Raw genomic sequence first — 17,620 nt, forward strand, 5'->3', positions numbered from 1 at the left:
CCCCTACCGGGTGGCTGACCGTTGACGCCCGCAACCGCAGGTGATGGGTCCGCCCTTGCTCGGGGGGTCGCCGGTACCCGTTGTGATCACCGCCGGTGGCGTCCGGTCCGGGCCGCTGGGCTGGTGCTGCGTCCCGACTGGTTCTCGGGGGAACAGGGAAGGGCCCGGCCGGTTGGCCGGGCCCTTCTCGATCTACCCCAACGCGCGGAACCCCTTCTCGCGCGAGCCTGCCCAGCGTATCGGCGGGCACCGACAGGAACGGGGGAGTAGTGCCGACGCACCTGATCGAGTTCGTGTCGAAGCTGGCGGAGGCGCACCGGCCGGAGGTGACGCCGCTGCGGGGGGACGGTCAGCGGGTCTACAACGTGCGCTGCGTGGCCTGCGATGGCTTCGTGTGGCGGCAGTGGTCGCCGGGGAGGCCGCTGGTGGAGTGCCAGCTGTGGGCGGAGGCGAAGGCGCGCGGGTTCGTCGTCGACGTCGCCGAGCTCACGCCGGCGCCGGTGGTGGGCTGATGCGCGTCGAGCTGCTGGGCGGTCCGCGGGCCCGGGTCGAGGTGGTGGAGGTCCCCGATCAGGTGGGCGAATCGTTGCGGATTGTGTCGCCTGTCCTGAATCGGCGCGATTCAAATGTGCACGAATCGCCCATTAGTGGGCAGACGCGGGAGCTATACACCCTCGTCCCGCAAACTGAGAGTGACATACGTCAAGCTAAGAGCTACCGGTTCGCCGGTTACGAAAGCTCGATCCAAGCCGAATAATTGAATGCGCCGCTAAAGGTGCACATCGAATGTCCCCGCCGCGCACCCGACGGCAGGGCCACGCAGGGACGGCGCCCAGCACCTCCATCAGGAGATGCGCTCCTCGCTACGTCCCCTGGCGCGGCGCACCCAGCCGCCACGCCGGGCGCCGTCCCTGCACACCTCACCCCTCCCAGCACGCAGGGGAGGTGAGGTGTGCGCAGACGCTACGAAGACCTCCGCCTCCTCCTCTGGGCCATCCCGTTCCTCTGGTCGCTCTGGTGGGCCTCCTGATGCCTCCGCCGCTGGCGATCTCAACGGAAGGAGGCCGATGTCATTCCTGAGCACTGACGTCAGCGTCGACCGCGCCAATGATCGGTATTGGCGGCTCAATAAGCCGATCATCTACAAGGGCGCCGAAGATACTTTCGTGGTCCCTGCATCTTTCTTGACGGACTTCGCGTCGGTCCCTCGATTCGTCACCTGGCTCGTCCCGATCACCGGGAAGTACACCGAGGCCGCGATCCTGCACGACTGGCTGTGCACCGTCGGGATCGACACCGGCGTGGTCTCCCCGGTCGACGCCGACGGCATCCTCCGCCGCGTCGCCGCCGAGGAAGGCGTCTCCTGGCTGCTCCGCTGGCTCATCTGGCTCGGCGTCCGCTGGGGCGCCGCCGGCAACCCGGCCCGGCGGCCCGGCTGGTGGTCCACCGCGCCCACCGTCCTCCCGGCGACCCTCCTCGTGCTGCCGCTGCTGCTCCCCGCCGTCCTCCTGGTCCTCGCGACCCTCGGCCTGTTCGGGATCGTCGGCGACCTCGCCCGGATGCTGGGCCTGCGATGAGCGGCGACCTGCTGCGGGACCCGCTCGACCTGCTCCGCCGGCTCGGCGAGACGCACCGGCCGGTCGTGAAGGACGACGAGTTCGCGGTCGTCCCCGGGCACCACCTCTGGCAGTGCCCGGCATGCGACGGCAATCGCTGGAAGTCGTGGAGCAAGGGCGACGCGGAACCCGGCTGCGACCTGTGGCGCGAGTACCACGCCTACTGGCGGCTCCCGTAGAAGCCCGGTCCGGGGAGTGGAAACCCGGGACCGTAGGCCGGTCCGGGTGATGGGGAGTCAGCTGTCCCGGACCGGCCGCCCGCCGTAGCTCGAGGAGGGAGGTACCCGGTGTACCTGCCCGACCACGAGATCGAGGCCCGCCTCAGCGACAGCTCCCTCGTCGTCGAACCGTACGAGCCGCGGCTGCTGCAGCCCGCGAGCCTCGACGTCCGGCTCGCCTCCACGTTCCGCGTCTTCGCGTGCGGCGCGTCCCGGCGGACCGTGGAGCTCGGGCGCATCCCCGACGACCTCACGGTCGAGGTGGACGGCTCCGCCGGGTTCACGCTGGCCCCCGGGGAGTTCGCGCTGGGCTCGACGCTGGAGACGGTCGGCATCCCGCCGGACCTCGTCGCGAAGTTCGAGGGCCGCTCCACGATCGGCCGGCTCGGGCTCCTGACGCACGTCACGGCCGGCTACATCGACCCCGGCTACCAGGGGCAGATCACCCTGGAGCTGCGCAACGTCGGCCCGCTGGACCTGGTCCTGACCCCGGGCGACCCGATCGGCCAGCTCGCCTTCCAGCTGCTCACCTCGCCGTGCCGCACCCCGTACGGGTCCGCGGTGCTCGGCTCGAAGTACCAGGGGCAGCGAGGTCCGACGGCGCCCCGGCAGGGACGCCCAGCGTGACCCCGGGAGCCCGGTTCGACGTCGCGGTGCATCGCCTCGTCATCGGCCCCGACCATCCGCCGGGGCTTCACCTGCCCGGCGTGCTGTCCCTCGTGGACGGGTCACGCCAGGACGACCGGCCGCTCGAGGTGGCCCCCCTCGGGGACGACCTGTGGGAGATCCGGAACGGCCGCCACCGGTTCATGGCGGCCGTCGTGACCGGCCGGTCGCACCTGGCGTGCACGCTCGCTAGCTGACGGCGCGGAGCTGGCGTTGCGCGGCGCGGTCGTAGTCGCGCTGCTCGCGGGCGGCCGCCTTCGTCTGGGCCGCGGTCTGGCGGCGCTTGGCTTCCTTCCAGGCGTCGTCGTGGCCGGGCCGTCCGCCCTCGACGAGGTAGTCGTCGGGGTGCACGTAGTAGCTCGACCACTCCTCGAACGTGCGCGGGCTGATGTACACGACCCTCCTCGTGCCGCAGTCGCATTTCAGGTCGGCGCGGAGGGCCTGGTGCTCGTCGAGCCAGGTCGGGACGAACACGGGCAGCGGGAACGAGTGCCTGCGGTAGAGGGTGCAGCGCAGGGCGTGCTCGTCGAGTTCCGAAATGTCACGAACACGACGAGGATTGCTTTTAGTCATGAATCGACCAATTTCATCGGGGAGTTGGGGTGTACCGCCGACGGTAGAGCCCCTTGCGGGTGAACGGCACGCCCCGCGGGCTGCGTCACAGCGACCTTTTCCCGGCAACGCCCCCGCAGGAGGCTCGATGTCCCGCGCCCCGAAGCCGACGCATTCCCTCCCGGCCACCGTCACGCGGGTGGTCGACGGGGACACCGTCCACGTGGAGGCGCAGATCCTGCCGTTCCCCTCGATCACCGTGGAGCTCGAAGTGCGGCTGAACGGGATCAACGCGCAGGAGCACAACCTCCCCGGCGGACCCGAGGCCACCGCCCACCTGGCCGGCCTCGTCGGCCCGCTCCCCGCCGCCGCCACCCTCAACATCATCCGGCCCGACAAGTACGGCGGCCGGATCCTCGGCCAGCTCGTCACCCCGGCCGATGTCGACGTCGCCGCGCAGATGGTCGTCGACGGCTACGCGGCCGCCTGGAACGGCACCGGGTCGAAGCCGGTCCCGCCGTGGCCGATCCCCGCGCCCGCCTAGAGCGGGACGTCCGACCGCAGCCGATGCGCCCGCTCGCCGTGTACCGCTCCGGGAGCACGTGGCGGTGGATGTGTCGGCGGCCGATGTGCTCGCGGTCGGAGTGGCGCGGCCGCCACCCGGACGCGCTCGCCGACGGGCTCGCCCATCTGGACGAGCACGGTCGGTTCGGGTTCCGCTCGACCCGCCAACCGGGCATCACAGGCGAACTGCTCAAAAGCGCCTAGACCGGGCGGGCGGTACGGCGAGTAGGTATCTCCGGTTTGCCGGTACTCCCGGTACGGTTTCGCGGTAATTACCCCCGCGTGTCAACCTCCGATAAGGCAGGTTATCGAAGGTTGATGCGGTAGGTTTCAGGGGTGACCCCCTTACGATCGACGGAACCCCCCGGAACGGACATAGTCATCGTTCCGGCGTCGGAGCACCCGAACCGACACGCAACGGTCCTGCCGTACACAGAGGCCGACTGGCGAATCAGCGACGAAACGGTCGCCCGACTCGCCGAATCGGTCCCCGAGAACACCCGGCGCACATACACCCGAATCGGACGCGACTTCGAGAACTGGTGCCGCAAGGAGAACCGTGCGGCGCTCCCCGCGACCGAGGCGACCCTCACTGAGTACGTCTCGCACCTGATCGCCGAGGACGCCGCCCCCTCCCGGATCAGCACCACCATCGGCGCCCTCCGGAAGCTGCACGCGGTCGCCGGCTTCAAGGGTCAGCCCGACACCGAGCGCGCCCTCCAGCTCCTCCGCGGCCACAAACGCCAGCGCGCCGCGGACGGCCGCGGGAAGAAGCAGGCCAAGCCGCTCTCCCCCGAGGACATCGAGCGCATGGTCGAGACCCTCGACCCGACGACCTTCGCCGGCCTCCGGGACCAGCTGATCCTGACCCTCGGCTACGGGCTGATGGCGCGGCGCTCCGAGCTCGCCGCGCTCCGCATCGCGGACGTCATCGAGGTCGCGGACGGCCTGGAGGTGCAGATCCGGACCTCGAAGACCGACAAGGAGTCCGAGGGCCAGGTCAGGGGCGTCCCGCCAGGCTCGCATGTGTCCGTGTGCCCGGTCCGGACCCACCGCCTCTACAGGGCCAAGCTCGCCGAGCTTGTCATAATCCCCGGCCAGCTCGACCCCGAGACGCCGCTCCTCCGCTCAGCCACGAAGTGGGGCACCCCGCGCCGGTCCGGCATCCCCGAGCGCCTGGTCGACGACGTCGTCAAGGCCCTGGCCGTCGCCGCCCGGCTCCCCGACCCGGGCCTCTACAGCGCGCACAGCCTCCGCGCCGGAGCGGCCACGGCGTCCCTCCGGAAGGGCGTGCCCGCGGGCATCGTCGCCGAGCACGGCCGATGGTCGAAGACCAGCCCGGTCATCAACGAGTACGCGCGGACCGCGGACCTGTTCCGCGACAACGCGATGCGCGGTGTCCTGTGAGCGACGTCGCCGATCACCCTCTCGACGTGTGCAAGTGCGGCGACTACCGCCACCAGCACCACGACCTCGGCTGCACCGTGTGCATCGGCATGCCATCCCCACCGGACGGCTGCCGCCGGTTCCGGTTCGACTACGGACCCTCCCGGCCCCCGGGCGCCGCGTCGGAACCCCAGGTCGGGGACACCGTGCAGATCGTCGTCACGGGGAAGGTGGTCCAGCGCATCGACGGCCGGGTCCCGTTGCTCGAGATCGAGCTCGACGAGTCCGTCGGCACGAACGGCGACGGCCCGGTGGTCACGTACGTGCTGCCCCACCAGACGCGGAAGGTGGAGCCTTGAGCACCGACCCGCCCACGCTGACGGCAGGGCAGCTCGCGCAGTTTCGCGGCTGCGAGTCGTGGAACGACTGCTATTTCGAGTGCTGCCAGTCCGCGCAGGAGACGATTGACGCCGGACGCGGCGGCGAGATCGCGGCCGCCGAGCGGTGGGCCGCAACGCAGGTGTGGACGTGACGCCGCGGCAGTGGCGGTACGCCCCCGGCGTCGACCCGCGACGGCCGCGCCTGTTCGACGAGTTCAAGGTGCGGCCGCACCCGGGGCTACCGGAGGAGATCATCGCGGCCGCCACCGAGCACCCCGACGGGTCCCTGACGATCGAGCAGGACGGCGTCTACTGGATCACCTGGACGTCGAGGTGAAGCATCCGTGGAGCGACCCGGCGTACGCGGAGCGCGTGGCCGCGGTGGAGCGCCAGGAGCGGGCCGCCGCGAAGGCTCGACACCAGGCCGTCGTCGACCGCACGACCGGGCTGCTCCGGAAGGTCGTCGCCCACCACGGCCCGGTCGACTCCGGCCTCGGGCGGCACTGCGCTGGCTGCGATCCGAGCGCCGGCTACGCAGACGAGGACGCGGCCTGGCCTTGCTCCACGTTCGACCTGATCGAGCGCGGCGAATAGCGCTGTCCTGCAATGACTTCCGTGCGGCCTGACAGTCGATGGTCCCCGCTGCGGCGGGGGTCGAAGGGGCCCGAGGCAAGGTGAGCGGGACGTGGCGCGGGCCGCACGGAACCCAACCCTGGATGGAGATCGACATGCTCGACGCAGTCCTCATCCTCATCGGCGTCACCGGCCTCGCTGTACACCTCGCTGAGCGCGTCGCGGCGCAGTTCCGCGACCTCTTCCCCGGCTAGCCCCTCCGCACACCAGACACGGCCCGTCCCCACGCCCGGGGGCGGGCCGTTCCCGTGTGCCCAGTTCCCCCCCAGAGATAGGACGCTCCCCCTTGAAGCGAACCCGCGCACTCGCGGCGATCGGCGCCGTCGCCGCCGCCGCCCTCCTGCTCGGTCCTGGCACCGCCAGCGCCGCTGCCGCGTCGCCCGTCATCCCGACCGCTCCCCCGGTCCTCAACGCGGACGGCTCGATGCCCAACGCCCCCGACGGGGGTGCGAAGAAGACCGCGCCGGAGACCAACCTGGCCAAGTTCCCGAAGCTGCCGGTCGTCCGGCCGTCCGCCGCCCAGTCCGCGGCTGCGGCTGCGGCCCCCAAGGTCGCCGAGGTCATGACCTTCAAGAAGAAGGCGGACGGCTCGGTCGGGATCGGCCTCTACGAGCCGCACCCGGGCGTCACCCCGGAGCAGCTCGCGTCGAACCTGCGGGCCGCCGGTGACGTCACCGCCGTCGCGACGACCGACACGCCGGACGTCGCGGCCGCGAAGGCAGTCGGGACCCCGGTTCAGACGTCCGCCGCGCAGACGCAGCTGGTGCAGCCGATGAGCGCCGCGACCTGGCAGAACTGCCAGCTGGGCACCGCGGTCACCCTGACCTGCGCCGTGTCCTACTGGGCGAACAACGGGCTCAACCACCCCAACGTCCGCTTCAACGACCACACCAGCTCCGTGTGGCCCGTCAACACCGCGGTCTACTACGCGAACCAGGCTCAGGGCATCGACTCCACGTACCTGTGGGACTCCTGCCCCTTCAAGGCCGGCGCCCGCTGCGTGGACGTCTACTCCGGGGACTACGGCAACACCGGCTGGGACGGCTTCGCCTACCTGAACTGGCCCAACGGCTCCCACACGACCCCGACGGGGACCACGCCCCCGTACGGGTCCGGCGTGTTCTCCGAGCAGGGCAACTACGTCCAGCTGAACGACTACTACTCGAACACCTCGCAGGGCCACCAGCACGTCGCCGTGCACGAGCTCGGGCACGTCCTGGGTCTGGGTCACGGGTCCGGTCAGAACGACGTGATGAACCCGTCGTTCGGTGGGGCGGACCACCCGCCGCTGTTCCCCAGCTCCGACGAGTACGCGCTGCTGGCGAACCTGTACTCCGTCGTCCACTGACCGATCACGCGCAGCGCATCGGTTCCCGCTCCGCCGGGGCGAACTCAGCGGACCCGCCCGGATAGTCGAACCGGGCGTCCTGCGGGCTGACCAGCGTCATCGTCCCGGCCGTGTAGCCCTTCCCCCGGGATGCGGCTGATCGGTCGGGGCGGTGGCCCGCCACCAGTGCCCGGCGAAGTTCGCGGCCCGGATCCCGCAGTGCGTGAGCAGCTCGAACGGATAGGCGACGCCGATCACCGGGTCGTCGACCGTGCCGCCCGTCGGGGCCGCTGCAGGGGCCGCTGGCGCGGCCGCGACCACCGCTGGTGCCCCGCACCCGCCGAGGACTCCGACGGCGAGCACAGCGGCAACGAGGACACCCCGGGAACGCATCTCGGCACGGTAGCGGAACGGAGGCGCCCGGCATGTGGCTGCTCATCCTGCTCGCCGTGTGGACGTTCGTGAGCGTCTTCGTCGGCGTGCTCCTCGGCCAGGCGCTCGCGCGCGTCACCGCGCCCGCCGCGCCGGCCGAGTGAGGTTGCCCGTGCAGACCCTCGACGAGCTGCGGTCCAAGTACCCGCGCCCCGCTCCCCCGCCGCCGCTGCCCGAGCGGCCCTGACAGCCGGTCCGGCTTCCGGGGAAGGGAAGCCGGCCCGGTCCCCCGACCCCCCGAGGAGATCCACCGTGGACGTCCACGTCTTCGATCGCACCGACCCGCGGCTCGGCCGCCACCAGGTGCACGACCCCGCGTCGCGTGCCTTCAGCCTGACGAGCACCGCCCTGCCGGTGCAGCCCGTGATGCACACCCGGCACGTCCCGATCTTCGATCAGGGCCAGGTCGGGTCGTGCACCGGGAACGCCGGGATCGGCATGCTCGTGACCGGCCCGAACTGGCGCGGCAAGGTCTACACCGAGGCCGACGCCGTCGAGCTGTACCACGAGGAGACCCTGATCGACGACCGGGAGATCCCGGGGCACTACCCGCCGGACGACACCGGCTCGGCCGGGATCTACTCGGCGAAGGCGCTGAAGGCGCGCGGCCTCATCTCCGGGTACCGGCACGGCTTCACGGTGACCGCGGCCCTCGCCGAGCTCGCGCTCCGTCCGATCACCGTCGGCATCCCGTGGCTCAACTCGATGTTCGAGCCCGCGAAGGACGGCGTCGTCCCGGTGCTGCACCGGTCCGGGGTCGCGGGCGGCCACCAGATCTGCTTCGACGGCATCGACCCGGGGGTCCGGCGCGTCCGGTTCGCCAACTCCTGGGGCGCCGGGTGGGGCAAGGACGGCTGGGGCTTCCTCAGCTACACCGACTTCGCCTGGCTGCTCTCCCAGGGCGGCGACGTCACCGCCTACACCGTCGTCTGAGCCGGTGTGCGAGCGACTCCTCGCCTGGTGCCTCACGCCGTGGCGGCACTGCAACGCCGCCGCGGCGCGCTGGACCGGTCTCCTGCTGCACGGGCCCTGGTGGGTGGAGGACCGCGATGACTGAGCCGGCCCCGGACATGGTCAACCACCCGGCCCACTACAACGCCTCCCCCAGCGGCGTGGAGGTCATCGACGTCGTCGAACACCTCAACTTCTGCAGGGGCAGCGCGGTCAAGTACATCCTCCGCGCCGCGCACAAGGGCGCCGAGGTCGAGGACCTGAAGAAGGCCCGCTGGTGCCTGGACCGCGAGATCCAGCGCCTCGAAGGCGGGACCTGACCGATGTCGTTGCTGCGCAACGGCTCGGGCCTGTACATCGGAGTTAAGGAGGCGCCCGTGGCGAGCACCACGGAAGACCTCGACACCTACGTCGAGACCCGGTCGATCCCGATCGGGGAGCTGCACCAGTTCCCGGGGAACGCCCGCCGCGGGAACGTCGCCGAGCTCCGGAAGAGCCTGAAGCGGCACGGCCAGTACCGGGCGATCATCGTGCAGGACCGCGGGCCCGACGGGTTCCGCGTGCTGGCCGGCAACCACACCTTCCAGGCGCTCGAGGCGGAGGGGCGGACGGAGGTGCGGTGCGAGGTGCACCGCATGGACGACGACCTGGCCCGCCGCGTCAACGTCGCGGATAACCGGCAGGGCGAGCTCGGGCACAACGACCAGGACGCGCTCGTCGAGCTGCTGTCCTACTTCGAGGGTGACTACGAGGGCGTCGGATACAGCGACGCGGACGTCCAGCGGATGCTGGAGCCCCCGATGCCGCCCCCGGAGGACGACAACCCGGGCGGCTCCCGCGGTCTCGGTGAGGCCGTCGTCGCCTACAACATCGTGTTCGACAACGAGGTGCAGCAGTCCCGCTGGTACGAGTTCATGCGGTGGCTGCGCCGGGAGTACCCGGACATGGAGACCATCGGCGAGCGCCTCCACGCCTACCTCGGCGCGCTGGACCTGGGATGACGCGGGTCAAGAGGTTCATCGACACCGACGTCCTCACCGAGGCGAAGAACCGGATCCGGCACATCTACGACCTGTTCGATCAGGTCGTCGTCGCCTTCTCCGGCGGGAAGGACTCCCTCGCGGTCCTGCACCTGGTGAAGGAGGTGCAGGAGGAGCTGGGGATCACGAAGCCCGTGAACGTGATCTTCCGGGACGAGGAGCTGATCCCCGACGCCGTCCTGGACTTCGTCGACGAGTACCGGCAGCTCGACTGGATCCGCATGCGGTGGTTCGCGGTGCCGCTGGCGTCGAACAAGTTCATCCTCGGGAAGAGCTACCACTACCTGCAGTGGGACCCCGCGCGCGAGTGGATCCGGCCGAAGCCCGACCACGCGATCACCCTGAAGGATCTCGGGCTGCCTGAGCACACGGTGCTGTCGCAGTACGAGATGGACGAGGTCACCGCGTCCGTCTTCAAGGGACGCGTCGCGATCCTCAACGGCATCCGGGCCGCCGAGTCGATCGTCCGGTGGCAGGCGTCCACTGTGAAGCTGAACGAGAACTACATCAACTCGACGAAGACGAAGAAGGCCAGCCTCGTCAAGCCGATCTTCGACTGGCAGGAAAACGACATCTTCCGGTACTTCTACGACCGGGGGATCCGCTACTGCCCGCACTACGACGCGCAGGTCTGGGCAGGTCAGGCCCTGCGGGTGTCGACGCCGGTGCACGCGGAGAACGCGAAGCAGATCGGGAAGCTCCGCGAGACGTCCCCGCAGTTCTACGACCAGGTCATGGCCCTGTTCCCCGAGATGCTGGTGCAGGAACGCTACTGGGGCGAGCTGGACATCAAGGGTCAGCGCGCCCAGTACGCCCAGGACCTCGACGGCGTGCAGCGGTGGATCGAGGAGAACATCGACGACCCGCACCAGCTGGAGCTGGCGCTGTCCCGTCTCGCCGGCGTCCGGACCGCGACGAAGGTCGACCCCGAGGGCTACCCCGTCGAGTTCGTGCTGCAGCAGTTCATCACCGGCGCCTACAAGCGGCGGATCACCGCGTTCCCGAAGTCGAAGCGCACGAAGAGCATGCAGGAGGCGATGGACCGTGCCAGAGACGCTGCAGCCGACGCCTGAGGGCGCGGACCCGATCGACCACGTCCAGTGGGTGCCCGCGGGCGTCCTGACCAGCAACTCGTGGAATCCAAACCGCGTGCACAAGATGGAGCTGCGGCTCCTCGAGCATTCGATCCTGGGCACGGGCTGGCTGCAGCCGATCCTGGCCAACCCGGAGGGCCTCGTCATCGACGGCTTCCACCGGTGGCGCCTCGCGCAGGACTCCAAGGCGATCCGGGAGCGCTGGGACGGGCACGTCCCGGTCGCCGTGCTCAACCTCGACCGACCGGCCGCGATGCTGATGACGATCCGCATCAACCGCGCGAAGGGCACGCACGTCGCCGTGCACATGTCGGCGATCGTGCGGGAGCTGGTCGAGGTCCACGGCCTGGACCCGCAGGAGATCGCGCAGGAGATCGGCGCGACCCTCGACGAGGTCCAGCTCCTCGCGCAGGACGGCGTGTTCGCCGCGAAGGGCATCAAGGATTGGGCGTACTCGCCCGCCTGGTACCCGGCGGAGGACGGGAAGAGGCCGGCGCGGTGAGCGTGCCGAAGACGGGCCGGTTCGACGCCGAGGACCTGGTGACGGCGTGGCGGGAACGCGGCGAGTTCCCGAAGATCCACACGGCGATGACGGCGTGGGTCCGGGAGAACGTCGACCCGCGGGAGGGCCCGGTCCTCGACCTGTGCTCGTCCACCGGCCTCCTGGGTAGGCGGCTCGCGGCCGCCGGCTACACGGTGCGCGCGGTGGAGCTGCCCGGGCCGGCGCTGCAGCTGGGTCGCAGCAACGGCGTCTACGAGTACGTGCCGGTGATGTCGCTGAGGATCGAGCGCGACACCCTGGAGGACCTCGGGGACTGGCTGAGGGCCACCGTGATGCCGGGCCACGACCCGATCCGCACGGTGGTGGCTCGGCGGGCGTTCCCGGAGCTGTGGGACAGCCTGGGGGGCGCTGAGGGGTTCTCGGCGCTCGGGCGTCTCCTCGCTGAGTGCGGGGTGCGGAACGTGCTCCTCGAAGGGCGTGCGCACTCGTCGCGGACGACGCACCCGCTGGGTGAGGCGATCGCGGAGGCGAACGCGCTGGCGGAGTCCTGGCGGGTGCTGTGCTGGCGGGGCCCTCTCTACCACCTCGTGCCGCGGGCCTGACGCGCTGACGGCCCCCCCAGCGGTGCTGAGGGGGCCGTCAGGTCGCGCGGGTCAGGCGGTGAACACCAGCTCCTGTCCCAGCCCCTCGTGAAGGTAGAGCGCGAGGCAGCCCTGGATCTTCTCGACGCTCCACTCGTGGCTCGGGTCGAACTCCGCGAGCACATCGACCTGCTCAGCGGTCGGGCGGACGAAGTGGAAGATCGCAGTGTCGAGCTGGCATCCCGTGTCGATGTCGATGGCACGGAACACGTGCGGCAGGAACGCCAGGAACGCGTCGAACTGCTCGCGCGGCAGCTCAGCGGGCACGGTCAGCGGTCCAGCCTTGCGTGCGCGGCAAGGCTCGTTGGCGATGTGCTTCGCGAGCGAGCTGTGGGAGTTCGTGCGGAAGCGGCATCCCTTGTGGAGGATCTCTCCGTTGGGGTGGCCGGTGCGTGCGGGCATGGGGATCATCGGGTGCTCCTTTGTGGAGGTGGTGGGAGCGGGGGTGGTCGCTCCCGGGTACCTCTAAAACATACCCCGTGCACCACGGGGAGTCAATACTTTTTCAGTATTAGTTTCGGCGATCTCGGGGCCTCTGACGGGTCAGCCCGACCGCGGGGTCTCCCCCCACGTGCAGCGGGCCTGACGCGCCGGCGACCCCCTCAGCGGCGCTGAGGGGGTCGCCGGGTCGCGCGGGTTAGAGGCCGCGGGCGGCGCGGAACGCGGCGGCCGCGCCGTCGTCCATCTTCACGAGCGCGTCAGCGCCCGTGCCCACGATGGTGGCGATGGGGCGCTTGTGGGGGGCCAGGATGGTGCCCACGGCGATGGCGCCACGGATCTCGGCCTCGGCGACCTCGACGGAGCAGCGAAGGCGTGCGGCGAGCTCGGCGAGGGTGAAGGTGGTGGAGGGGGTGGTCATCGGGTGCTCCTTCGTTGGTGGGGTGGTACCTCTAAAACGTACCCCCTGCACCACGGGAAGTCAATACTGAAAATCGAAGGTCCAGCGGGGGATGCCTGGGTCTCCTGACGCAGCCTGACGCGCTGACGGCCACCTCAGCGGGTGCTGGGGTGGCCGTTGGGTCGTGCGGGTCAGCGGGTGACGATCGTTGCGTTGAGCTTCTCGCACCTCGGGTCCACGAAGTAGATGTAGATGAGGCCAGGACGGGCCTGCAGTTCCGCGCGGACCTGGTCGGCCAGCTCGGCGGGGCCGTACAGCTTGTTGCTCCCCTTCCCCCTGCACGGGTCCAATCCAGGGACGGCAGCGCGGATCTCGGCGGCGATGGCGCGCCCCTCCTTCTTGGAGGGGAGGGCGATGGGGCTCATGGGGGGCTCCTTGCTTCGTTCGGTTGGTACCTCTAAAACGTACCCCCTGCACCACGGGAAGTCAATACTGAAAATTGCCGGGCGTGTCGCTCCCCGACCAGCCCCTTCACGAGTGGTACGGTTTACCGGTACTGCTACGTAAGGAGGCTACGAACGTGGGCCTGTCCTGGTACAACGGCCACTCCCCCGCCCAGCGGGAAGCGGTCCAGCGATACCTCAACCAGCAATGGGCCTCAGGAGATCCGGCCTGGCCGCGACCTTCCCTCTGCGCCGCCTGCGCCCAGACCCAGGGCGCCATCCACGGCCACCTGGAGAACTACGACCGCCCCGAGACCTACGTCCCGCTCTGCATCACCTGCCACCTCGTCCTGCACTGCCGCTTCCGGCACCGCGCCATCTGGGCCGAATACCAGCGCCGCATCGCCGAAGGCTGGCAGCCGCCCCCGCTCAACCAGCGGGAAGCGTTCGGCCGGATCCGCGCCGGCATCCTCGCCGGGCTCTGGCCCGACGGCCTCTGGCGCCCCGAGACGACCAACCGCACCTACCTCGACACCCTGTCCATGACCCGCGTCCCCGCGGGCTGACCCCGCGGCCCTCCCGGGCAGCACGACCCCGGGAGGGCCGATGACAGGTGCCAGCAAGGCACAGCGCGCGAAGACCGCCGAGCGCCGCACCCGAGCGATCACCCTGAAGATCGCCGGGATGGACTGGCAGGCCATCGCCGACCAGCTCGGCTACGCCTCCCGAGGCGCCGCCTGCACGGACGTCACCCGCGCGATGGAGAAGAACATCGCCGCCGAGGGCGCCGCCGTCGAGGTGTTCCGCAGCATCCAGCTCGCCCGCCTCGAGCGCGTCATCGCCGCCATGTGGCCCCAGGCCATCCGCGGCGACACCACCTCCGCCGAGGTCGTCCGGAAGACCGTCGTGGACATCTGCAAGATCATGGGGCTGTCCGCGCCGCAGCGCCACGAGCTGCTCACCCTCGACGCCCTCGACGCCCAGATCCGCCAGCTCACCGACGAGCTGGCCTCCGACGACTGAGCCGGGGGTGGTGGCGCCGTGGCCGTCTCCACTCTCGACGCGATCAAGCTGCAGCGGCTCCGCCAGCTCAAAGCGCTGCAGCTCGAACAGCAGCGCCGCGCCCAGGTCAAGCTGTCCCAGCTCGACGTGTTCGCCGAGCTCGAGTACGTGCCGACCGAGCGGCAGAAGCTGTTCCACGAGGCCACCGAGTTCGACGTCCTCTACGGCGGCGCAGCCGGTGGCGGCAAGACGGTCGCGCTGGTCATGGAGGGCATCCGGGCCTGCGTCCGGTACCCCGGGATCCGCGTCGGCGCGTTCCGGCGCACCTACTCGGAGCTGGAAGAGTCCATGCTCGCCGAGCTGTCGAACTTCGGGTTCGCGAAGGCCCTCGGCGCGCACTGGCACGGCTCGAAGTACAACCTGACGTTCGCCAACGGCTCCCGGATCATGTTCCGGTACGCCGAGACCCTGGTCGACGCGTCCCGCCGGCAAGGCGGCCAGTACCAGCTCCTCCTGTTTGATGAGAGGACGCTCACGCCCCCCGACGTGTGCAACTTCCTGGAGTCCCGGCTGCGGTCCGGCCGGGCGGAGATCCCCGTCCTCGGGATCCGGTCCGGCACCAACCCCGGCGGCATCGGGCACGGCGACGTGAAGCGCCGCTACGTCGACGCCACCGACGGCGGCGAGAAAGTCATCGTCGACAAGCGGAAGCGGACCGTCAGGTTCATCCCGTCGAAGCTGTCCGACAACCCGCACATCAACGCCGAGTACGCCAACGACCTCGACGCCCTCCCTGAGGCCATGCGCGCGGCGTTCCGCGACGGCTCCTGGACCGCGTTCTCCGGTCAGGTCTTCGAGGAGTGGAACGTGGACCGGCACATCGTCCCCAGATTCGCTGTCCCGCCATCGTGGCGCCGCTACAACGGCATCGACTACGGCTGGTCCGCGCCGTGGGCCGTCCTGTGGGGCGCGGTCGACGAGGACGGCCGAGTCTGGGTGTACCGCGAGATCGCCAAGACGAAGGTCACCGAACGCGACCAGGCCCGCATGATCCTCGCCGCCGAGGCGGAGGACGAGATCGTCGGCGCCCGCGCCGCCGACCCCGCGATGTGGCAGCGCTCCGGTGAGGCCCTCTCCGTCGCCGACCAGTACGCCGCCGAGGGCGTCGTCCTCGAACCGGCCGGGAACGACCGGCTCACCGGCAAGCAGCGCGTCCACTCCTACCTGGCCGCCGGCGGCGCCTGCCGCTACCACCGCAGCCTCGGCTGGGAGTCCTGCCCGATGCTGCACGTCCTGCAGGGCACCGCCCCCGAGCTCGTCCGGACCCTGCCGAACCTGCCGTACGACCCCCGCCACCCGGAGGACGTCGACACCGGCGCTGAGGACCATGAATACGACGCCCTCCGCTACATGCTGATGGCGATCGGCGGCCGCGCCGAGTTCTACCTCGAGCCCGAGCGCGACCCGTCGCTGCCGCCACCCCTGATCGGCATGCCCGAGCACCTCGGCCAGCCGCTCCCCGGCGGCCGCATCGTCGCGCTCCCCGACGCCGACGGCAACACCCCACTCGTCATGCCGACCGCGGGCCTCCGCGGAAAGGTGGTCATCGTCGATGAGCAGGCTTACTAACTGGGCGCTGGCCGCGCTGATCGAGCGCACCGAGATCACCGAGGCGAAGGTGACGACCGCGATGCCCGGCCCGCCGGCCCAGGTGGCGCGCCGCGGCTACGAGGTCGGCATCCCGACGCAGGGGCTCACCGAGAACAACGCGCTCGCGGACTCCTCCGGCGGCGACGACCGCGCCAGCCTGATGACCGACTGCTACGACGCCTACCTGGCGTGCCCGTGGTCGTGGGCGGCGGTCGGCGCGATCTCGAAGACGATCACCGGTGGCGGGCTGAAGTTCGGCTGGTCGAACACCGACGGCGCAGGCGACCAGGAGGCCCCGGACAAGCCCATCCAGGTCCTGCAGTGCGAGCGCCTGCTGAAGTGGTGCAACCCGCGCGAGGACATGATCCAGCTCCTCCGCTCCGTCATCGCCGACCTGCTCGTCTTCGGTGACAGCTTCATCGAGATCGTGTGGGCGGCCGGCATCCCGATCGGCCTGTACTCCCTGGACTGCCCGTCGACGACGCCGCTCGCGGACACCCACGGCAACATCACCGGCTACGTGCAGCAGACCCCGAACGGGCAGAAGGCCCGCTTCGAGCCGCACGAGGTCATCCACATCAGCCTCGACGCGCCCCGCTCCGGGATCTTCGGTGTCGCCCCCACCTTCGCGGCCCTGCTGCCGATGAAGGTGTGGCTGTTCACGATGGCGACCCTGCAGGAGATCTTCCGCAAGGGGAACCCGGTCAACCTGCACGTCGACCACCCGGCGTCGATCTCCCCGACCGACCAGGCCAAGTGGATCGACCAGTACATGACCCGCAACGTCGGGCCGAAGAACATCGGGCGCCCGGTCGTGACGAAGGGCGGCGGCCAGGTCACGGAGTTGCAGTCGTCCCGAGTGGACGAACTGCTCCACACCCTCGACCAGCAGCGCGACGTCATCATCTCCGCCTACGGGGTGCCGCCCGCCGAGGTCGGGATCATCGAGTCCGGCAACCTGGGCGGCGGCACCGGCGAGTCCCAGCGGAAGTCCTTCCTGGTCAACACCTGCCAGCCGATCGCGTCGCTGGTCCTGGAGAAGCTGAACTTCGTGCTCCTCTCCGCGTTCGGCATCGAGGGGTGGGAGCTGCGCTTCGACGAGGTCGACATGCGCGACTCGGAGAAGGTGGAGAAGATCCGCGACATGCGGATCCGGTCGGGTCTGTGGACGCTGAACAAGGCCCGCGCGGACATCGGGGAGCCCGCCGTCGACGGCGGCGACCAGGCGATCATCGTGGACCGCTCCGGGATCGTGGCCTGGCGCGACATGGACGTCTACAACAAGGCGAACATCGCGAAGGTCCTGCAGGGCACCGCCCTCGAACCGGACGACCCGGGCGACGAGAAGACGCCGCTGAAGATCCTGAAGCCCGAGCCGCAGCCCGTCCCGGCGGCCCTCGCCGGGTTCGCCGGCGCCGACCCGGCCGGCCCGGTGCCTCCCGGCGCAGCTCAGGACGACACCGCGGCCACCGGGAAGCTCCCGGCGAAGGGGAAGACCCCGCCGCCCGGGAAGGCGGCGAAGGAGACCGGTCGGCCCCGCCGCCCCGTCCGCGAGTCCTGGCCCACCTACCGGCAGCGGGTCCGCGAGGCGATGAACGAGCTGCCCACCGGCCATGACCGCGCCGCTTGACCCGGAGGAGGACGTCCCGGCCCCCGAGGAGGGGCCGGGGCACCCGCTCCGGGCC

Annotated in this window: 27 protein-coding genes; 22 read left to right on the forward strand and 5 right to left on the reverse strand. The window is 70.4% G+C overall.

All coding sequences use genetic code 11. The annotated features are described in order from the left end of the window. The first annotated feature begins 269 nt into the window (after positions 1-269). The 5 genes from WBK50_RS32970 (at position 270) to WBK50_RS32990 (ending at position 2,697) form a co-directional block, all read left to right on the forward strand. A complete protein-coding gene (locus WBK50_RS32970; protein ID WP_341339657.1) occupies positions 270-512 on the forward strand; it encodes a hypothetical protein in 243 nt (80 codons plus the stop codon). Positions 513-1,067: 555 nt separating this feature from the next. Then, positions 1,068-1,577, forward strand: a complete 510-nt coding sequence (locus tag WBK50_RS32975) for a DUF1353 domain-containing protein (RefSeq protein WP_341339658.1) — start codon at positions 1,068-1,070, stop codon at positions 1,575-1,577. Further along, entirely contained in the window at positions 1,574-1,795 is a 222-nt protein-coding gene (locus WBK50_RS32980) for a hypothetical protein (protein WP_341339659.1), read from the forward strand. Before WBK50_RS32975 ends, WBK50_RS32980 begins: the two co-directional genes overlap by 4 nt. A 108-nt stretch (positions 1,796-1,903) precedes the next feature. Continuing rightward, complete coding sequence (gene dcd / locus WBK50_RS32985; protein WP_341339660.1) at positions 1,904-2,461, forward strand: dCTP deaminase; 558 nt, start codon at positions 1,904-1,906, stop codon at positions 2,459-2,461. Continuing rightward, complete coding sequence (locus WBK50_RS32990; RefSeq protein ID WP_341339661.1) at positions 2,458-2,697, forward strand: hypothetical protein; 240 nt, start codon at positions 2,458-2,460, stop codon at positions 2,695-2,697. Before dcd ends, WBK50_RS32990 begins: the two co-directional genes overlap by 4 nt. On the opposite strand, the gene WBK50_RS32995 is transcribed toward WBK50_RS32990, so the two are convergent. Continuing rightward, entirely contained in the window at positions 2,690-3,073 is a 384-nt protein-coding gene (locus WBK50_RS32995) for a hypothetical protein (RefSeq protein ID WP_341339662.1), read from the reverse strand. The two genes, WBK50_RS32990 and WBK50_RS32995, sit on opposite strands and share 8 nt — an antisense overlap. Positions 3,074-3,200: 127 nt before the next feature. Between WBK50_RS32995 and WBK50_RS33000 the strand changes: the two genes are divergently transcribed. The 7 genes from WBK50_RS33000 to WBK50_RS33030 all read left to right on the forward strand — a co-directional run bounded on the left by WBK50_RS33000 (position 3,201) and on the right by WBK50_RS33030 (position 7,363). Further along, entirely contained in the window at positions 3,201-3,596 is a 396-nt protein-coding gene (locus WBK50_RS33000) for a thermonuclease family protein (RefSeq protein ID WP_341339663.1), read from the forward strand. Between the two features lie 356 nt (positions 3,597-3,952). Beyond that, the gene (locus tag WBK50_RS33005; RefSeq protein WP_341339664.1) at positions 3,953-5,023 is read left to right on the forward strand and encodes a tyrosine-type recombinase/integrase; all 1,071 of its coding nucleotides are present in this window, start codon (positions 3,953-3,955) and stop codon (positions 5,021-5,023) included. Between the two features lie 26 nt (positions 5,024-5,049). Then, positions 5,050-5,361 (forward strand): hypothetical protein, encoded by a 312-nt coding sequence (locus WBK50_RS33010; protein ID WP_341339665.1) that lies wholly within the window; start codon positions 5,050-5,052, stop codon positions 5,359-5,361. Continuing rightward, a complete protein-coding gene (locus WBK50_RS33015; protein WP_341339666.1) occupies positions 5,358-5,534 on the forward strand; it encodes a hypothetical protein in 177 nt (58 codons plus the stop codon). Before WBK50_RS33010 ends, WBK50_RS33015 begins: the two co-directional genes overlap by 4 nt. Next, positions 5,531-5,719, forward strand: coding sequence for a hypothetical protein (locus WBK50_RS33020; RefSeq protein ID WP_341339667.1), 189 nt, complete (start codon positions 5,531-5,533; stop codon positions 5,717-5,719). Before WBK50_RS33015 ends, WBK50_RS33020 begins: the two co-directional genes overlap by 4 nt. Continuing rightward, positions 5,716-5,976, forward strand: a complete 261-nt coding sequence (locus WBK50_RS33025; RefSeq protein WP_341339668.1) for a hypothetical protein — start codon at positions 5,716-5,718, stop codon at positions 5,974-5,976. The genes WBK50_RS33020 and WBK50_RS33025 overlap by 4 nt, the downstream gene beginning before the upstream one ends. A gap of 325 nt (positions 5,977-6,301) precedes the next feature. After that, positions 6,302-7,363, forward strand: a complete 1,062-nt coding sequence (locus tag WBK50_RS33030) for a matrixin family metalloprotease (protein ID WP_341339669.1) — start codon at positions 6,302-6,304, stop codon at positions 7,361-7,363. A 96-nt stretch (positions 7,364-7,459) separates the two neighbouring features. Here WBK50_RS33030 and WBK50_RS33035 read toward each other — a convergent pair whose 3' ends face one another. Further along, positions 7,460-7,735 carry a hypothetical protein gene (locus WBK50_RS33035; protein WP_341339670.1) on the reverse strand — a complete coding sequence of 92 codons (276 nt, stop codon included), beginning with the start codon at positions 7,733-7,735 and terminating at the stop codon, positions 7,460-7,462. A gap of 291 nt (positions 7,736-8,026) precedes the next feature. On the opposite strand from WBK50_RS33035, the gene WBK50_RS33040 reads away from it, so the two are divergent. The 6 genes from WBK50_RS33040 (at position 8,027) to WBK50_RS33065 (ending at position 11,963) form a co-directional block, all read left to right on the forward strand. Continuing rightward, positions 8,027-8,707, forward strand: a complete 681-nt coding sequence (locus WBK50_RS33040; RefSeq protein WP_341339671.1) for a hypothetical protein — start codon at positions 8,027-8,029, stop codon at positions 8,705-8,707. 116 nt (positions 8,708-8,823) lie between these two features. Then, positions 8,824-9,045, forward strand: coding sequence for a DUF3310 domain-containing protein (locus WBK50_RS33045; RefSeq protein ID WP_341339672.1), 222 nt, complete (start codon positions 8,824-8,826; stop codon positions 9,043-9,045). Between the two features lie 57 nt (positions 9,046-9,102). Continuing rightward, positions 9,103-9,726 carry a ParB/RepB/Spo0J family partition protein gene (locus tag WBK50_RS33050; RefSeq protein ID WP_341339673.1) on the forward strand — a complete coding sequence of 208 codons (624 nt, stop codon included), beginning with the start codon at positions 9,103-9,105 and terminating at the stop codon, positions 9,724-9,726. After that, entirely contained in the window at positions 9,723-10,838 is a 1,116-nt protein-coding gene (locus WBK50_RS33055) for a phosphoadenosine phosphosulfate reductase domain-containing protein (RefSeq protein WP_341339674.1), read from the forward strand. The genes WBK50_RS33050 and WBK50_RS33055 overlap by 4 nt, the downstream gene beginning before the upstream one ends. After that, positions 10,810-11,361: a ParB N-terminal domain-containing protein gene (locus WBK50_RS33060; RefSeq protein WP_341339675.1), complete on the forward strand. Its 552-nt coding sequence runs from the start codon at positions 10,810-10,812 to the stop codon at positions 11,359-11,361. Before WBK50_RS33055 ends, WBK50_RS33060 begins: the two co-directional genes overlap by 29 nt. Beyond that, on the forward strand, positions 11,358-11,963 hold the full coding sequence (locus tag WBK50_RS33065; RefSeq protein WP_341339676.1) for a hypothetical protein: 606 nt from the start codon (positions 11,358-11,360) through the stop codon (positions 11,961-11,963). Before WBK50_RS33060 ends, WBK50_RS33065 begins: the two co-directional genes overlap by 4 nt. Positions 11,964-12,014: 51 nt before the next feature. Here WBK50_RS33065 and WBK50_RS33070 read toward each other — a convergent pair whose 3' ends face one another. The 3 genes from WBK50_RS33070 to WBK50_RS33080 form a co-directional block, all read right to left on the reverse strand. Beyond that, a complete protein-coding gene (locus WBK50_RS33070) occupies positions 12,015-12,413 on the reverse strand; it encodes a hypothetical protein (RefSeq protein WP_341339677.1) in 399 nt (132 codons plus the stop codon). 226 nt (positions 12,414-12,639) lie between these two features. Further along, on the reverse strand, positions 12,640-12,861 hold the full coding sequence (locus WBK50_RS33075) for a hypothetical protein (RefSeq protein ID WP_341339678.1): 222 nt from the start codon (positions 12,859-12,861) through the stop codon (positions 12,640-12,642). Positions 12,862-13,031: 170 nt separating this feature from the next. Beyond that, entirely contained in the window at positions 13,032-13,265 is a 234-nt protein-coding gene (locus WBK50_RS33080; protein WP_341339679.1) for a hypothetical protein, read from the reverse strand. A 155-nt stretch (positions 13,266-13,420) separates the two neighbouring features. On the opposite strand from WBK50_RS33080, the gene WBK50_RS33085 reads away from it, so the two are divergent. Genes WBK50_RS33085 through WBK50_RS33100 form a run of 4 tightly spaced genes read left to right on the forward strand, consistent with a single transcriptional unit; the run spans position 13,421 to position 17,565 of the window. Beyond that, entirely contained in the window at positions 13,421-13,849 is a 429-nt protein-coding gene (locus tag WBK50_RS33085; protein ID WP_341339680.1) for a hypothetical protein, read from the forward strand. A 40-nt stretch (positions 13,850-13,889) separates the two neighbouring features. Then, a complete protein-coding gene (locus WBK50_RS33090; protein WP_341339681.1) occupies positions 13,890-14,306 on the forward strand; it encodes a hypothetical protein in 417 nt (138 codons plus the stop codon). Positions 14,307-14,324: 18 nt separating this feature from the next. After that, positions 14,325-15,914 (forward strand): terminase large subunit domain-containing protein, encoded by a 1,590-nt coding sequence (locus WBK50_RS33095; protein WP_341339682.1) that lies wholly within the window; start codon positions 14,325-14,327, stop codon positions 15,912-15,914. Continuing rightward, a complete protein-coding gene (locus WBK50_RS33100) occupies positions 15,898-17,565 on the forward strand; it encodes a phage portal protein (protein WP_341339683.1) in 1,668 nt (555 codons plus the stop codon). The genes WBK50_RS33095 and WBK50_RS33100 overlap by 17 nt, the downstream gene beginning before the upstream one ends. Positions 17,566-17,620 lie beyond the last annotated feature (55 nt).

Source organism: Pseudonocardia sp. T1-2H (assembly GCF_038039215.1).
In the GTDB taxonomy this organism is placed as follows: Bacteria; Actinomycetota; Actinomycetes; order Mycobacteriales; family Pseudonocardiaceae; genus Pseudonocardia.

What these genes read in the sequence shown, in the direction of transcription:
- WBK50_RS33090 (WP_341339681.1), top strand. Translation starts at nt 13,890, where the DNA reads ATGACAGGTGCCAGCAAGGCACAGCGCGCGAAGACCGCCGAGCGCCGC.
- WBK50_RS32995 (WP_341339662.1), bottom strand. Translation starts at nt 3,073, where the DNA reads ATGACTAAAAGCAATCCTCGTCGTGTTCGTGACATTTCGGAACTCGAC.
- WBK50_RS33070 (WP_341339677.1), bottom strand. Translation starts at nt 12,413, where the DNA reads ATGATCCCCATGCCCGCACGCACCGGCCACCCCAACGGAGAGATCCTC.
- WBK50_RS33035 (WP_341339670.1), bottom strand. Translation starts at nt 7,735, where the DNA reads ATGCGTTCCCGGGGTGTCCTCGTTGCCGCTGTGCTCGCCGTCGGAGTC.
- WBK50_RS33080 (WP_341339679.1), bottom strand. Translation starts at nt 13,265, where the DNA reads ATGAGCCCCATCGCCCTCCCCTCCAAGAAGGAGGGGCGCGCCATCGCC.
- WBK50_RS33000 (WP_341339663.1), top strand. Translation starts at nt 3,201, where the DNA reads ATGTCCCGCGCCCCGAAGCCGACGCATTCCCTCCCGGCCACCGTCACG.
- WBK50_RS33055 (WP_341339674.1), top strand. Translation starts at nt 9,723, where the DNA reads ATGACGCGGGTCAAGAGGTTCATCGACACCGACGTCCTCACCGAGGCG.
- WBK50_RS33075 (WP_341339678.1), bottom strand. Translation starts at nt 12,861, where the DNA reads ATGACCACCCCCTCCACCACCTTCACCCTCGCCGAGCTCGCCGCACGC.
- WBK50_RS32975 (WP_341339658.1), top strand. Translation starts at nt 1,068, where the DNA reads ATGTCATTCCTGAGCACTGACGTCAGCGTCGACCGCGCCAATGATCGG.
- WBK50_RS33100 (WP_341339683.1), top strand. Translation starts at nt 15,898, where the DNA reads ATGAGCAGGCTTACTAACTGGGCGCTGGCCGCGCTGATCGAGCGCACC.
- WBK50_RS32980 (WP_341339659.1), top strand. Translation starts at nt 1,574, where the DNA reads ATGAGCGGCGACCTGCTGCGGGACCCGCTCGACCTGCTCCGCCGGCTC.
- WBK50_RS33045 (WP_341339672.1), top strand. Translation starts at nt 8,824, where the DNA reads ATGACTGAGCCGGCCCCGGACATGGTCAACCACCCGGCCCACTACAAC.